Origin of the sequence: Bifidobacterium asteroides, assembly GCF_030758775.1 — a bacterium.
Lineage (GTDB): Bacteria > Actinomycetota > Actinomycetes > Actinomycetales > Bifidobacteriaceae > Bombiscardovia > Bombiscardovia kimbladii.
Genome location: NZ_CP132384.1, coordinates 1,319,591 through 1,334,415 on the forward strand (window position 1 = coordinate 1,319,591; position 14,825 = coordinate 1,334,415).

Here is a 14,825-nt window from a genome sequence, read left to right on the forward strand (position 1 = left end):
GTCAGGCCAGAATGAGGAGAAGCATGAAAACGGATCCGATGGAGGTGGAAACCGATGCGCTGGCTGCGTGAGTTCATGGAGTTGCCCGTATATCTGCGAGCCATGCTCATCGTGGACCTCATGTGCAACTTCGGCATCGGCCTGGTCATGCCCATCGAGCTGCTCTTCGCCACCCACTCCTTGGGTGCCACCATGAGCGAGGCCGCCCTCCTGGTGACCATCAGCTCCGTGGGGTCCCTGATCTCCAACCCCATCATCGGCTGGGTCTCGGATCGTCGCTCCTCCTGGCTGGCCATGCACACGGCCATGATCTTCTCGGTCATCGGCCCCCTGATTTTCACCATGGCCCACGACTACCGGGCAGCAGTGGCGGGAGCCTTCGTCTCGGGCCTGGGGATGGGCATGCAGACCTCCTGGGCCAGCATTCTGACGCAGATCTCCACCAGGGAGCAGCACCGGATCGTCTACGGCATCAACCAGGCCGAACTCAACCTGGGCATTGGCCTAGGAGCGGCTGTAGGCGGTCTGCTGGCTGCAGGAGGTCAGGACTTCCTCTATCGCATTGGTTTTGGCGGCAGGGCCCTGGGATTCGCCCTGCTCAGCCTGTCCTTGCTGGTCATCGAACGACACTGGCAGCTGCGACGGTTGACGGCTGAGCTCAAGGCCAAGGCAGAGCGAGAGATCGTCCAGGAATCCGCCGGGGCAACCCATGCGCTAAAGGCCAGCCAGACAGACAGCGCAGAAAGCGTAACCGCCAACGGGACCTTCGGCGGGCGGACCAGCTCCCTGACCAGGGTACTGGCCTCCATGGCGCTGCTGACCCTGGGCACCTTCTTCATGGACCTGTTCGGCTACTCCCAGTTCGACGCCGGTCTGGTCACCACTCTGATATCAGATCCGCACATTCCCCGCTGGTCCCTGTCAGTGGTGGACGTGGTCAACACCTTCTCGGTGGTCATCATGAACATCGTGCTGCTGCCCCGGCTCAAGGACGCCAACCATGTGCGCCTGCTGCGCACCGTGCCGGTCTTCTGGGCTGCGGCCTGGGTGATCATCGTCCTGGGCCTGCGCCTGGATTCCACCCCCGGCGCCCTGAGCGTGGCCTCACTGGGAATCACCATCTTCGGACTGGGCGAGGTCATGATGGGCATCTCCCAGCCGGTGGTGGCCGCTGAGCTGGCCGGGCCATCATTCAGCGGACGTATGTTCGGCCTGCTCAACACGGCCGCCTCCTTGGGCTACATCGTGGGACCCATGTTCGCCTCCTACATCCTGGCCGGACATGAGGTCATTCCCTTCCTGGCCATGTGCGCCATCGGCCTGGTCGTGCTGGCTGTCCCCTGGTTCCTGGCCATCCCCTCGCGGCAGATCACCAGCCGGAAGAGCCCGGCCGCCGTCTAATCCCGGCCAAGGCATGGCGTCTGACTGACAACTTTGTCTTAGAGTCAGCCTTCGTCGGCTGTCCGATGGGCATCGCCAGGCTCCGAACCCGCCATCAGGGTCTTGGCCAGGTCCACAAACCGTTTGGTCAACGGCGAATCATCCAGGGAGCCATCAGGCCTGAGCACTGCCGGACGGCCGGACTCCCCCGACTCGCGCAGGTCGGTCTGCAGGGGCAGCTGCTCCAGCAGGGGCACCTGATACCCCAGGTCACGGGTCAGCTGGTCGGCCACCCGCTGGCCGCCACCCTGACCGAAGATGCGCAGCCGCTCGCCATTGTGCTCGTACCAGGACATGTTTTCGATCACACCCTGGACCTTGGTGGGCAGTTGGAGGGCCACCAGCCCTGAACGCACGGCCACCTGCGAGGCCGAGGGCTGGGGGGTGGTGACCACAATCAGCCGGCTGTTGGGCAGGGCCTGGGCCACTGACAGGGCCATGTCCCCGGTGCCAGGAGCCAGATCCAGCAGCAGCACATCGGGATCGCCCCACCAGACATCAGAGAGGAACTGTTCCAGCGAGCGCTGCAGGCGAGGACCCCTCCAGAGGATGGCCCGGTCCGACCCGGCGAACATGCCGATGGAGATCAGCTTGACCCCCCATGCGGTGACCGGCATCAGCATGCCGTGCAGATTGGTGGGCCGGCTGTGCACGCCGAAGAGCCCAGGCAGGGAGAACCCGTAGATGTCCGCGTCAATGGCGGCCGTGTCATAGCCCAGGGCAGCCAGCGTGGCCGCCAGGTTGACGGTCACCGAGGATTTGCCCACGCCCCCCTTGCCCGAGGCGATGGCGAAGATGCGGGTGCCTACGCCAGGCTTGGAGAAAGGGTTGCTGCGCCGTGCGGCCTTGAGGTCGGCCACCAGGTTGTCCAGCTTCTCCCGGCTCATGGAGGAGACATCGATATGCGGACGCAGCCGGGCTCGCGGGTAGGAGGTCACGGTCCCGTTGATCTGGTTGGTGATGGTGGTCGACAGCGGGCATCCCTTGATGGTCAGCTCCACCCGCACGGTCACCTCGTAGTCGGCCTGGGCATCCCTGGCCGGCTCGACAATGATGTCAGTGATCATGCCCAGATCGGTGATGGATCGACCCAGTTCTGGATCGATGACCCTGCTGAGCCGCTCATAGACCTCCCCCTTGATTCTTCGAGGCAGCTCCTCCAGATTCCGGGTCCCTTCCTTGCGATGCTCTACTTGTTCCATGCCGTCACCATATCGCGCCCAGCCATCGGCTGCTAGGGCGCGGCTGGTCGGATATTGCGAATGTCACAATCAGCCTTGGGCCGGGCTTGGGTCGCCGGTGTCAAGCAGACGGTGGAAAGCCGCCTCGTCCAGGATGGGCAGGCCCAGACTCTCAGCCTTGTCGGCCTTGGAGCCCGGGTTGGCACCGACCACCACATAGGTAGTCTTCTTGCTGACGGACCCAGAAGCCTTGCCGCCGCGCTCCACGATGGCCTCCTTGGCAGAGTCCCTGGAGAAGTCCTCCAGACTGCCGGTGACCACCACGGTCATGCCTTTCAGGGTCTGCGGCTTGGTGCTGCGTTCGACGTGAGCGCCCACCCCTGCGGCCTGCCAGGCATCCAGGATGCGACCGCGCCAGTCGCCGGGCTGTCGGGCGCCCTGGAACCAGTCGTGGATGGAGTGCGCAATCTCGGGGCCCACCCCGTCCAGCTCGGACAAGTCCTCCACGCTGGCCTCCTCCACGGCCTTGAGCGAGGGGAATCGGGTGGCGATGGCCCGGGCCGAGGTCGGTCCCAGGTGCCGGATGGACAGGGCCACCAGGACCCTCCACAGATCAGCATGCTTGGCCTTGTCGATCTCTTCAAGCATCTGCAGGGTGTTCCTGGAGGGTTGGGCGTCGGCACTGTCCAGTGCGGCCTCCTGGACCTGGGTCTCATGACTGTTCATGGCCCGCTCGCCCTGGCCCGCCTGGGCGCCCTTGGGCAGGTTATAGAAGGCTGGCACCCGGTACCAGAGGCCGCTGCCGCCGGTCCTGCGCTTGGCTGCGGCGCGCCCCTGCCGGCCTTCGACCTCCACCTGCTCCATCAGGGGAACCTCACGCCAGACATAGACCTGACGCAGATCCTCCACCTTCAGGTCGAAGAGGCCTGCCTCGCTGGTCAGGACCGGATCCTGACGTGGCGGAAGCTTCAGGTCCGGGTCCGGCTGGTAGGGGACTGCCTGGCCGCCCTGGTCGACCAGGACCTCACGCAGGCCGGGCGCGTAGACCTCAACGGAATCAGGCCGGTTCTCATCGGGGTTGGTCAGGGCTATGGCGCTCTGCTCCCCCAGATGCTCGATGTCCAGGGCCTTTCGCGAGGCCATATGGATGATCCGCTCGGTCAGCTGGGCCGGGCAGGACTCCACGTTGGGGCAGCGGATGTCCACATCGCCCTCCTTTGCCGGAGCCAGACGGGCGCCACAGCTGGGGCAGGTCTCGGGCATGACGAAGGGTCTCAGCTCCTTCTCGCGCCCCTTCCTGGCCTCGACGACCGGTCCGACCAGCTCGGGGATCACATCGCCCGCCTTGCGGACCACGACCGTGTCCCCGATCAGAATGCCCTTGCGCTTGACCTCGGAGGCGTTGTGGAGGGTGGTCCTGGAGACCGTGGACCCGGCCACGGTGACCGGGGTGAGCACAGCCACCGGGGTGATTCGCCCGGTCCGGCCCACCTGGACAGTGATGTCCAGAAGCCGGGTATTGACCTCCTCCGGCGGATACTTGTATGCCACGGCCCAGCGGGGGGCGCGTGAGGTGGCACCCAGCCTGCGTTGAAGATCTCGGTCCTGAAGCTTGACCACGATGCCGTCCAGGGCGTGCTCGATGTCATTGCGGTGCTGGCCATAATAGTCGATCATGTCCAGGATCTGGTCGAAGGAGGTGACGACCCGGTTGTGGGGAGAGACCGGAATCCCCCACTGCTTGTAGAGGTCGTAGGCCTGGGACTGATCGATGACCTCGTCGTGGGTCCCCTTGGGATGGGCCGGGCCCCACCTCATGGAGCCCAGGCCATGGGCGTAGAAGCTCAGACGACGGCTGGCCGTGATGCGCGGGTCCTTCTGCCTCAAGGACCCGGCGGCGGCGTTGCGAGGGTTGGCGAAGGGCGCCTTGCCCTCCTTCTCCTGCTGCTCATTGAGAGCGTTGAAGTCGTCGAACCGCATGAAGACCTCGCCGCGGACCTCCACGAACTCAGGGATGTCGCGGGCCGGGCCGGACAGGTTCTGCGGAATGCTTGGGATGGTCCGGACGTTCAGGGTGATATCCTCTCCGGTCACCCCGTCCCCCCTGGTCAGACCCTGCTCCAGGACCCCATTGCGGTAGAGAAGGTTGAGGGCCAGGCCGTCGATCTTGACCTCGCTGGTCATGGGCAGGGCCTTGTCCTCTGGCCAGTCAAGCTCGCTGCGAAGCCCCTCATACCACTGGCGCAGCTCGGCGACGCTGAAGACATCATCCAGGCTGAGCATCTGGGAGGGGTGGCGGACGGAGGCGAAGTCGTTGGAGAAGGTCCCTCCGACCCGGTGCGTCGGCGACTGGGGGGTATCCAGGCTGGGAAAGCGGGACTCCAGCTCCTGCAGGCAACGCATCCTGGCATCGTAGGCCGCGTCGGAGGAGACCGGAGCATCGTCTATGTAGTAGGCGACCTGGTCGGACTCCACCCAGGCGGCCAGCCTGGACCAGAGACGCTGGGCCTGTTGGGCTCCCAGGGAGTCAAGATCCAGCTCCCCCAGCCGCATGGCATCGGCATCGTCGGGCTGAAGGGAGGCTATCCATCGGTCAGTGCCCGGCCTGGGCCTGGACTGGGCATTGCCATCCTCATCACTGGTTTGCTGAATATCTTCCTGAGCTGTTTTGTCATGCATTGAGCGACCTCATGAACTGTGCCTGTACCACATCAACACCTTCATTATCGTCGTCGTTCATCCTGGCGGCCGCCATTGACAGGGTTCGGGCCGGGACGAAGAGCCCGCCGTCCACACAGATGCGCGCGGCCTGGCGCACTATCGAAGCCACCTCGGTGTGAGGCCAGACCGGCAGGCCATGTTCAGCCAGCACCTGGCGGGCCTGTCTGTGGTTTTCGGGCAGGACCACGCACTGGGAGCGGGCCCTGGCCTGCAGCTCGGCCAGCTCGCTCTTGAGGGCTGGTATCCGGTCGGGACTGATGTGCTCGCTCATCAGATAGGCCGCTGCAGCCACGTCGAACTCGTCGCGCATCCATGATGCATAGGCCAGACGGTAGTAGGCGAAGGAGGCATCGTCCCGGTCCAGAGCCACCCTCAGAGCATTGAGTGTGGCAGCCCGGGCCGAATCCCAGTCCTCCCGGTTGGCCAGCATGACCGCCAGCTTCAGGTGGGAGAGCGGGTAGGCGGGCGCATAGGCCACCATGGCGTTCAGGTGTTTGAGGGCCGCCTGGTCCTCCTTGAGCTGGGCCAGCAGATCGGCTATCTCCAGGTGGGCATAGAAGAGGTTGTCAGGAATGAGCAGGGTCCGCTCCCCCGGTGTGGCGAAGAGGCGGTTATAGACCACCCGCTCGGCGTAGGAGTTGAAGTAGCGGGGCACCTGGCCCTCGGCCGCAAAGACGGCATCCATATGGGCGATGGCATCCTGCTCAACCTGTATGCCCTGGGCTGCGCCGCCGGAGAAGAGCAGATCGCGGGCTTTGACGCGCTCCTTGTCCAACTGGGATGACAGGGAGAAGTCGAAGTCGGGAACAGGGGTGCCGTCGATCATGGCGCTGGCAACCTGAGGGGCCAGCTGCTCCAGCTCCGGGTCGCCAATGCTTTCGATGATGCCCGTGGCCGCCTGGGCCTTGGCTGCCGAAGTCATGGCCCGGTCAGAAGCCAGCTGATGGAAGCCGCCTACAGCCCTCTGCAGCAGGTCGGCCCGCTGGATGGACAGATCCACAGCCTGATGCGCGCCCAGTGCCTTGGCAGACTTGTCGGCAAAGGCCACCTCGGAGAACTCGGGCTCCTCCTGGCTGCCATGGGGGCTGAAGCGATCATCGCGCATGTCGAAGACAGCCTCAGTGGGCTTGAGCCCGCCCTGGGAATCCAGCTGCATGGCCGCGTCGAAGAAGCGGTAGACGGCACGTGGATCCTTCAGACCCTGTGAACGGATGCGGGAGAGGAAGAGTTCCCTGCTGAAGACCACCGAAACCAAGGTGCGTATGGTCGGATTGCTCTGCAGAGCGCTGAGCGGGTTCTGCGATGCGTCGTCGTCGCTCTGATCTGCGGAGGCATCATCATTGGAGACATCCTCGTCCGAGGCTCCATCCGCGGCAGACTCGTCCTTATCGGACCCATTGGCTGACGACGGGGCTGCAAAGGCTGCAGAGTCAAGGTCCACGCCCTGCATGAGATCCTTGAACTCACGATCCACGGATTCCTTTTCGCCCTGATCCTCGGCCTTGTCTTCCTCTTCGTCCTGTTGTTGCTCAGGAGCCATCCGGGAGGCGATGGGCTTGGCGGGATCGCCGTGTACGTCGCCATCCTTGGGATCAGCCTTGGACCCAGTGGGGGCCACCTCACCTGAACGCATGCGTTCAAAGGCCTCCAAAGCCTGTCCCATCATGGTCCTGATGGCCGAGTTCTGCTGGTCGACAGCCTCTTCCAGACCGATGGAGTCGATCTGCAGGCTGACCTCGCGCACAGCTGGATCCGCCCCGAAGGCCAGGGCGGCCATCATCAGCCCGACGCGCAAATTGTAGTCAGCGCTCATGGCGGAACGTTCGCCCTCGTCCAAGTCCCGCCAGGCCCGTGACTTGTCCTCGTAGCGGCTGGAGGGCATCATGGTGCGCCCTGCCGCAGTGAAGGCCAGAGCCACCTGCCCCTGAGCCAGATTGGACCTGAACTCCACATCAAAACGGAAGGGCAGCCGCAGGGATCGCATGAGCATGGCCAGCGTCTGCCGGTAGACCCACTCGGATTGCACGGGCTCCTGACCCTGGCCGTCCGCCCGCACCGGCAGCGCCTGGGGAGCCTGTTGACGCACCATGACAGCGGTGGCTGCGGCCTTGTCGACCATGGCGTTGATAGCAGTCCGCCCGTCATCTTCCAGCGGGTTGAAGCGAATCGGATAGTCACCCGGGCGCAGCAGGGCGACTATGGCAGGATCGTCCAAGAGGGCCTGGTCCAGCCGGGTAGCCTGGACGCGGTTGATCGAGTCCTCGGTAGGCAGCGTCCCCAGACGGGCATTGCGCTCCAGCCAGGCGCTGACAGCGGCAAACCTGTTCAGATTGCCTTCGATGCGCAGGGCCGCCAAGGCGGCGGTGAACTCCAATCCGTTATCCCAGCTCAGGAAGTAGGCACCGGAGTAGGAGGAAGCATACAGATGCAGGGGCTCCGCCCCGTGAACGGCCTCCAAACCCGAGACGGGCGACAGAGCCCCGGCCTCACGCATCAGGTCGGCGAACAGATCCTCCAGCCCGGAGACCCGCTGCCCATGGGAGCGTGCCTGGATCATGTCGCCCACGCTGCGGCGGATGGCTCCCATGGGTGCCTCCCGGTTGAGCCGGTAGAAGATGTTGCCCGAGCCGAACCCAGTGAAGGTCCCCTGGATGCGCGGCAGCAGGTAGGCGGCGAAGAAGGCGATGGCCACAGCATCCCGATACTCCAGGTCCAGACGCATCTCCGGAGGCAGCAGGGGACGCAGCTGCTCCAGGCAATAGCGGCCATTGGCCCGCAGCCAGGAGGCCAACCAGCGCAGGTGGCCGGCATCGTCACGACCTACTACAGCACCTTGCAGGGCGCGGACCGGCCCCGAACCCTGTTCTGGATCAAGGCCCAGCCGACGACCGTCGGCCAAGGTCACCTCCTCCTCCCGGCCCAGCAGGAAGGCAGGCTCCATGTTCTGCAGGTCCATCCGGCTCTGCTCGCCAATGAAAACCCGGCCATGGTCGTCAGCCAGAGCGATCTGGGCAAAGTGACGGCGATCGGTGAAGATCCCCAATGCGAAGCCCCGGCCTGGGGCATCGGGCCACTGGACCCAGCCCAGCGTCAGCCCCTCGGGCACGCCCTGCAGGCGGGGAAAAAGCCGGCGCTTGACAGCAATACCTAAAATACGGCTGTGAGAGGCCAGGAATTCGCGCATCTGCCGATCATCCGGATGGCCTCCCGTCCGGTTGATCAGATCGACCATGTCGGCCACCGAAGAATCCAGGGGACGATCCCCACGACCCCCTGTGGTCGGCCGAGAGGAGCCCGCCAATCCCTCCAGTGCGGAAAGAATGGAACGGCCCAGGCCGGACAGATCCCCGAACCCCCGGGACTTCTTCGCGTTCTTGGACATACCTTCGATTGTCCCAATCCAGCGCGACATGTCGCCGTTAGAATAAAACCGTGATGACTCTGCCAGCCCTGCGACGACCCACCCCGGCCAGGGGCACGACCATTCGGCTGCTGGCAGCGCTTGTTGTTGTGCTCATCCTCGAACTGGGAGTGTTCAATCTGGCCCATTGGCAGTCCCTGATAGGCTCCAGGTCAAACTCTCCGGCACAGACTACGGGCGATGCCCACTCCCCACCAGGCCGGCTGGGACCAGGGCTGTCCCCTCTGCCGGGCGGGGGACTGAAAATCGCCGATCCGGCTGGCGCCTGGGTGGATGTCCCTGTCGCCGATGGACAGGCATCCTTCGCCCAGGCTCACTTTGCAGAGGATGTCGAGGGTTCATTCCTGTCGCAGATCCATGTACGTCTGGACCTGCGCCTGGCCGGCGATGGGGGCTGGACCCAGGGCACCCGAGGACTGGTCTGCCCCGGTCAGGCTCGCAGCCACTATCTGCGCATCCGCGGAAAACCCAGCGGCGCCCGGATACAGGCCATGCGCCTGTGGATACAGGAACCCATCGGTTCCCGACTGGAACTGACAGGAGTGACCCCAGCCAAGGTGGTCCCCCTGGACTTCAACTTGGCGCGGATACTGATGCTGACCTGTCTGGCAGCACTGATCCTGGGCTACCTGCCCGGTTCGATCCTCTGGCGGACCCGGCTGGATACAGGCTCGGTGAGCCAGCGTCTGGTCCTGGCCCTGATCCTGGCCCCGCTGGCAGCCTGGTCCTGCTGGAACATCCAGCATGATCTGTCCACCTTCACCCCCATGGCCTACCACCAGCCGCATGCCTACGTCTACGACTTCAACCAGTACGATCACGTAGCCCAGGCCCTTCTTCATGGACGCCCCTGGCTGGATCTGGGCCAGGCGCCAGGTCTGGCCAAGGCAGCCAACCCCTTTGACATAGCCACCCGCAACGCGCTGCTGGCACAGGACCAGCAACCCATCTATTGGGACTACGTCTACCGGGGCGGCCACTGGTACTCCTACTTCGGCGTCCTGCCGGTGCTGCTGCTCTTCCTGCCCTACCGAGCGATTACCGGCCTGGTGCATCCAGGCGGCTATGCCCTGCCCACCAGTTCGGCTGCAGCCCTGCTGGTTGCGGCGGCCACCATCATGACGGCTCTGGCCACCATCCGCCTGCTGGCCCGCTGGTTTCCCCGAGTCAACTTGGCCGTGGTCGGCATGGCCCTTGCAACCATGCTGGGAGGATCCGGCATGGTCTACCTCTGGTGCCGCCGAAACTTCTACACGATTCCCTTCGATGCCTCCTTGCTGGCGGTCATGACCGGACTTTGGCTCTGGATGGGGGCCAGACGGGTCAGGCAACAGACTGCGGACGCTGGTAAACATCCGAGTCATCGGTCAACACGTATGTGGACCATAGAAGACGGGGACCACCCCTGGCATCTGTCCCCAACCCGGCTTTTTTTGGGATCGCTGTCAGTGGCTGCCACCCTGGGTTGCCGACCCACCTTCCTGGCCGCCGGTCTGTTGGCGCTACCCCTGTTTGCCCGGGAAATAAAGGCAGTATTCAGTACCCTGTTCACGCGTGGCAGCCATCCTGACGGCCTGTCCCGGGGGCGGGCGCTGTCCCTGCTGACCTGCGGCCTCTTGCCGGTCCTCCTGGTGGCCGCCCCCCTGCTCTGGTACAACCGTTGGCGGTTCGGATCCATGCTGGACTTCGGCAACCGGTATCAAATGACCGTCCTGGACCTGACCAACTATCATCCCGGCACCCAGGGCCTGCTTCAGATCTTCGGCTACTATTTGCTGCAGCCGTTGACCAGTCTGCCCATCTTCCCCTACCTGCAATTCTCCCCGGCTCCCATGCGGATCTGGCACTTCACCGAACCTGGCCTGGGCGGGCTCCTGGTCACCTCCCCGGTACTATTGCTGGCCATGGCTCTTGTCGCCCTGCCCCGAGTGCGAAACTATCTGCAGCGCCGGGGATGGATGCCCGCCTTGATCCTGGCCCTGGCCCTGGCGGTCCTGGTCATGGCCGCGGACTCCTATATTGGCGGATTCTCAGTGCGCTATACCATCGATTTCGCTTGGCTGATCTGCCTGGCCGCCGTGGTGGTCATGGCCGCTGCATCCTCAATATACGAAGACGGCCGCTCCACTGCGGGAGCGGCCGTCATGAGCCTGCTGACACTGGCCTGCCTGGCTGGTCTGATCCTGACATTTATCAACGCCGTGGTCCTGCTGGAGCACTTCGACTCCAGCCAAGCCATGAACGTGGCCGTCTGGTTCCTAGGACCCTGAGCCCAGCCGACCTCGGTGTCAGGAGTCCAGACCCTGTTGCTTGAGGGCCTGGTTATACCGGTCGACCATGTCAGCCACGATGCCATTGCCATCGCCGCCCGACAGGGTGATGACCGAGGCCAGAGGCATGGTGTCGAAAAGCTGGGCCGTATTGGGATCGTCGGGCAGCGGTATGCCATCCTGCTCGACACGGTCACGCAGGATGGGCCCGCCGATCGAATTCTCACGCCACTCGGCCATGGTCGATTCGGCATTCAACGGAATGAACCTGCCGTCGCCGTCCACCTGCAGGTCCTGCTCCGCAACCAGATCGCGGCTGGAGGTACCCACCTGGATACGGTAGGTGCCCGCCTCCACATGCCAGGTATCCATGGCTGTGGACCAGTAGGCGAAGTCGCGTTCAGTCAGGTCCATGCTCACTCGGCGGGACTGCCCGGCCTTCAGGAAGACCTTGGTGAAGGCCTTGAGCTCATGGCTGGGCCGGTTCACCCGGCTGGCGCAGGGTGCCACATAGACCTGCACGGTCTGAGCGCCATCCACCTGCGAGGTGTTGGTCACCGTCACCTCCACCCGAGCCGAGTTGGCTCCGGTCTTGGTCACCGCAACCTGATCCAGGTCAAAGTCGGCATAGGACAGCCCGAACCCGAAGGGGAAGGCCACCGGACGCTGGAAGGTGTCGTAGTAGCGGTAGCCCACGTAGACGCCCTCGCCATAGCGGGAGTGACCCTCCTCGCCGGGGAAGGAGGTGATGGTGGGGTTGTCCTCCAGCCGGACCGGAATGGTTTCAGGTAGATGTCCCGAGGGATTGGCGGCGCCGGTCAGCGCATCCACCACGGCGCGTCCTCCCTCCTGGCCCAGCAGCCAGGTCTCCAGCAGACCCTTGGTCTTGTCCATCCAGTTGGCAACTGTCACCACGGCTCCATTGGAGAGGACGGCGACCACCCGGTCGTTGACCTCGGAGACAGCCTTGAGCAGAGCCACCTGCTTGTCAGGAAGATCCATGCTGGTGCGGTCGAAGCCCTCGGACTCGGCATCTTCAGGCAACCCCAGGAAGAGCACCACAGTGTCGGCTCCGCGCGCGACCTCAAGCGCCTGCTGGGTCAGAGCAGGATCCTGCTCCTTGTCGTCAAACGTGAACCCGGGCGCGAAGTCCACATTCATTCCGGCCTCTTTGAAGCCATCCAGCGCCGAAGAGACCTCGGTGGGTGTGATGTGCGAGGAACCACCGCCCTGGTAGCGCGGAGTCCGGGCGAATTCGCCGATGACAGCGACCTTCTTCTTCGGATCAAGCGGCAGGATCCGATCCTCGTTGCGCAGCAGCACGATGGACTCCTGGGCCGCGCGACGGGCCACGTTGTTGTGCTCCTGGACGTCGTAGCGATACCCCTGCTGGGACATGGCCGGACGGGCCTTGTCGATCAGGTCAAGGATCCCCTGGGCCATCCGGTCCAGCTGTTCCTTGCCCAACTTGCCAGCCTGCACGGCCTGAACCACCTGGTCGTCAGTGTGGGAGGGCGGCATCTCCAGATTGAGCCCGGCCTGCAGGGCATTGACCCTGTTGTGGACAGCCCCCCAGTCGGACATGACCATGCCCTGGTAGCCCCACTCGCCGCGCAGCACGTCCGTCAGCAGCCAGCGGTTCTCCGAGCTGAAGACCCCGTTGAGCTTGTTGTAGGCGCACATGATGGTCCAGGGCTTGGCATTCCTGACCACGTATTCGAAGGCCGGCAGGTAGATCTCGCGCAAGGTGCGCTCGTCCACGTCAGAGCTGACCCTGAGCCTGTCGGTCTCCTGGTTGTTGGCTGCAAAGTGTTTTAGAGAGGTTCCGACTCCCTTGGACTGGACCCCTTCGACCAGACCAGCGGCTTCATGCCCAGCCAGGAGCGGATCCTCCGAGTAAAACTCGAAGTTGCGGCCGCCCAGCGGGCTGCGCTTGATGTTGATGCCGGGGCCCAGAATCACGGCCACCTTCTCCTGGATGCACTCTTCGCCCATGGCCTGGCCCACCTGGTAGGTCAGATCAGGATTCCATGAGGAGGCCAGTCCGGCGGTCGGAGGGAAGCAGGTGGCCGGGACCGAGCCGTAGACGTCGGAGCCTGTGGCCTTGCGCAGGCCATAAGGGCCGTCGGTGATCATATAGCCTTCATAGCCCTTGTCGGGAAGTCCCTGCAGGTGCCAGGAGTCGGATCCCGAGGTCAGCGAGGCCTCCTCTTGCAGATCCAAATCCTCGGCTTTGGTATGCGATTTTTCCGTCATGTCTGTGTCCTTTCGGATTCGATTGCCCGGGCCGCTGCTCATCACAGGTCCGGATTACAGGTTTTCAGACTCACTTGACCTTACGGATCATCATGATAAAGAAGGTCCCCGCCAGCAGGCAGACGATGGCGACGGGGAAGATCATCCTATAGCCGCCAAAGATGCCGATGACCAGGGTGGTGCACCCGGGGGCGATCACCTGGCCAATGGTATTGGCCAGGTTGAGGATGCCCAGGTCCTTGCCCGCCTCCTTGGCATTCGGCAGCACATCGACATTCAACGCCTGATCCACTGACATGTAGCAACCGTTGCCGATTCCGGCCAAGGCGGCATAAATGTACATGCCCGTTGCGGTCGGCATCAGGAAGGGGAAAACCATCCCGAGAGCAATGATCAGACAGCTGATGGCCACAATCACTTTCCGCTTCTGCAGGAAGTCCGAGAGAGGGCCCGAGACCACAGCGGCCAGGATGGTGGTGATCACCGAGAGCAGAGCCATGATCTTGAGTGTGGATGCAGCCTGGTCATCACTCAAACGGCAGTACTTCTGCAGAATGTAGAGTTGGTAGCCCTGGATCATGTAACAGCCGACGATGAAAGTGAACCTGCCCAGAAGCGCCATGTAGAAGTCCCGGCTGTTCTTGGTGGGCGGTATGAAGGACCGGCCGACGTCAGCCCAGGTGCGTTCCACGACTGTGTTTGCAGCTGACTTCTCGCGCGGCCAGATCAACACGGTGAGGATTCCAGAGAAGAGGAAGATGATCATGCCGACTATCAGGCCCGTGCGGATGTTGGCTATGAACGAGCTGCCGATGATGTTTCCCAGTTGCTGGCCAACCACCTGGCTGGCACCATACAGAGCCGAGTAGGTTCCCCTGGTCGATTCGGGAATCCTGTCTGAGAGGACCGCCACAGCCGGGGCTATCAGGCAGTTGATGCCCACCTGGACGATGCACCAGCCAAAGATGATCATGAAAAGGGTATGCGACTGGATGATCATCAGAAAACCAAGGGCGCCGATAATACCGCCCAGCACGATCCAGGGGGTGCGCTTGCCGACGCGGAACCTGGACATATCCGAGAGAGCGCCGAAAATAACGTTGGCCACCAAGGCAAATACGCAGCCAATCGAATTCATCGTCCCTAGGGCCGCTTCGGCGCTGACCCCGTGCAGGGTATTGAAGATCTGAGGCAGAAGAACCCCTGAACCCATGGAAAAGGGCGCAGCCCAGAGCAGGGATACCAGGGCGAACCCGATGGCGAAACGGACCTTCTCCTTGCTGTTGAGCCTTCTGCCGGTATCAGGAGCCAGGCTCGCATCCATGCCCTGGCCTGCGACAGCGCCTCCGGCCTCATCCGCAGAGGCCATGGCTTTGATGTCCTCCCATACTCGATCACCGACCCCCTCAGCCGGGTCTCCCCTTCGATCATTATGTTTGTTCCCCATCTTCAATGCTCCTTCGTGTGCAACCTTGCAATCAGTGGCTCATCATCGAGCCCCACCAACCTCCCCCTTCCATGACGGGTGATCATTCC

General features: G+C 63.5%; 7 protein-coding genes. 2 read left to right on the plus strand and 5 right to left on the minus strand.

Annotated features, from left to right (window positions below; translation table 11 throughout):
• The first annotated feature begins 54 nt into the window (after positions 1–54).
• On the plus strand, positions 55–1,401 hold the full coding sequence (locus RAM15_RS05175) for an MFS transporter (protein WP_306221045.1): 1,347 nt from the start codon (positions 55–57) through the stop codon (positions 1,399–1,401).
• A 44-nt stretch (positions 1,402–1,445) separates the two neighbouring features.
• Here the strand turns inward: RAM15_RS05175 and RAM15_RS05180 are convergent, their stop codons facing one another.
• The 3 genes from RAM15_RS05180 to RAM15_RS05190 form a co-directional block, all read right to left on the minus strand.
• Positions 1,446–2,642 (minus strand): Mrp/NBP35 family ATP-binding protein, encoded by a 1,197-nt coding sequence (locus RAM15_RS05180; protein WP_306221046.1) that lies wholly within the window; start codon positions 2,640–2,642, stop codon positions 1,446–1,448.
• A gap of 69 nt (positions 2,643–2,711) precedes the next feature.
• Entirely contained in the window at positions 2,712–5,300 is a 2,589-nt protein-coding gene (ligA, locus tag RAM15_RS05185) for an NAD-dependent DNA ligase LigA (protein WP_306221047.1), read from the minus strand.
• Positions 5,293–8,724 (minus strand): tetratricopeptide repeat protein, encoded by a 3,432-nt coding sequence (locus tag RAM15_RS05190; protein ID WP_306221048.1) that lies wholly within the window; start codon positions 8,722–8,724, stop codon positions 5,293–5,295. The genes ligA and RAM15_RS05190 overlap by 8 nt, the downstream gene beginning before the upstream one ends.
• A gap of 53 nt (positions 8,725–8,777) precedes the next feature.
• Here RAM15_RS05190 and RAM15_RS05195 point away from each other — a divergent pair, with 53 nt between their 5' ends.
• Positions 8,778–11,033, plus strand: coding sequence for a hypothetical protein (locus RAM15_RS05195; protein WP_306221049.1), 2,256 nt, complete (start codon positions 8,778–8,780; stop codon positions 11,031–11,033).
• Positions 11,034–11,051: 18 nt separating this feature from the next.
• Here the strand turns inward: RAM15_RS05195 and RAM15_RS05200 are convergent, their stop codons facing one another.
• Both RAM15_RS05200 and RAM15_RS05205 read right to left on the minus strand, forming a co-directional pair.
• Positions 11,052–13,289, minus strand: a complete 2,238-nt coding sequence (locus RAM15_RS05200; RefSeq protein ID WP_306221050.1) for an exo-alpha-(1->6)-L-arabinopyranosidase — start codon at positions 13,287–13,289, stop codon at positions 11,052–11,054.
• Positions 13,290–13,359: 70 nt separating this feature from the next.
• Entirely contained in the window at positions 13,360–14,736 is a 1,377-nt protein-coding gene (locus RAM15_RS05205) for an MFS transporter (RefSeq protein WP_306221051.1), read from the minus strand.
• Positions 14,737–14,825 lie beyond the last annotated feature (89 nt).

Excerpts from the sequence above, each read along its gene's own strand:
- RAM15_RS05175 (WP_306221045.1), top strand. The coding sequence starts at position 55 with ATGCGCTGGCTGCGTGAGTTCATGGAGTTGCCCGTATATCTGCGAGCC.
- RAM15_RS05180 (WP_306221046.1), bottom strand. The coding sequence starts at position 2,642 with ATGGAACAAGTAGAGCATCGCAAGGAAGGGACCCGGAATCTGGAGGAG.
- ligA (WP_306221047.1), bottom strand. The coding sequence starts at position 5,300 with ATGCATGACAAAACAGCTCAGGAAGATATTCAGCAAACCAGTGATGAG.
- RAM15_RS05190 (WP_306221048.1), bottom strand. The coding sequence starts at position 8,724 with ATGTCCAAGAACGCGAAGAAGTCCCGGGGGTTCGGGGATCTGTCCGGC.
- RAM15_RS05195 (WP_306221049.1), top strand. The coding sequence starts at position 8,778 with ATGACTCTGCCAGCCCTGCGACGACCCACCCCGGCCAGGGGCACGACC.
- RAM15_RS05200 (WP_306221050.1), bottom strand. The coding sequence starts at position 13,289 with ATGACGGAAAAATCGCATACCAAAGCCGAGGATTTGGATCTGCAAGAG.
- RAM15_RS05205 (WP_306221051.1), bottom strand. The coding sequence starts at position 14,736 with ATGGGGAACAAACATAATGATCGAAGGGGAGACCCGGCTGAGGGGGTC.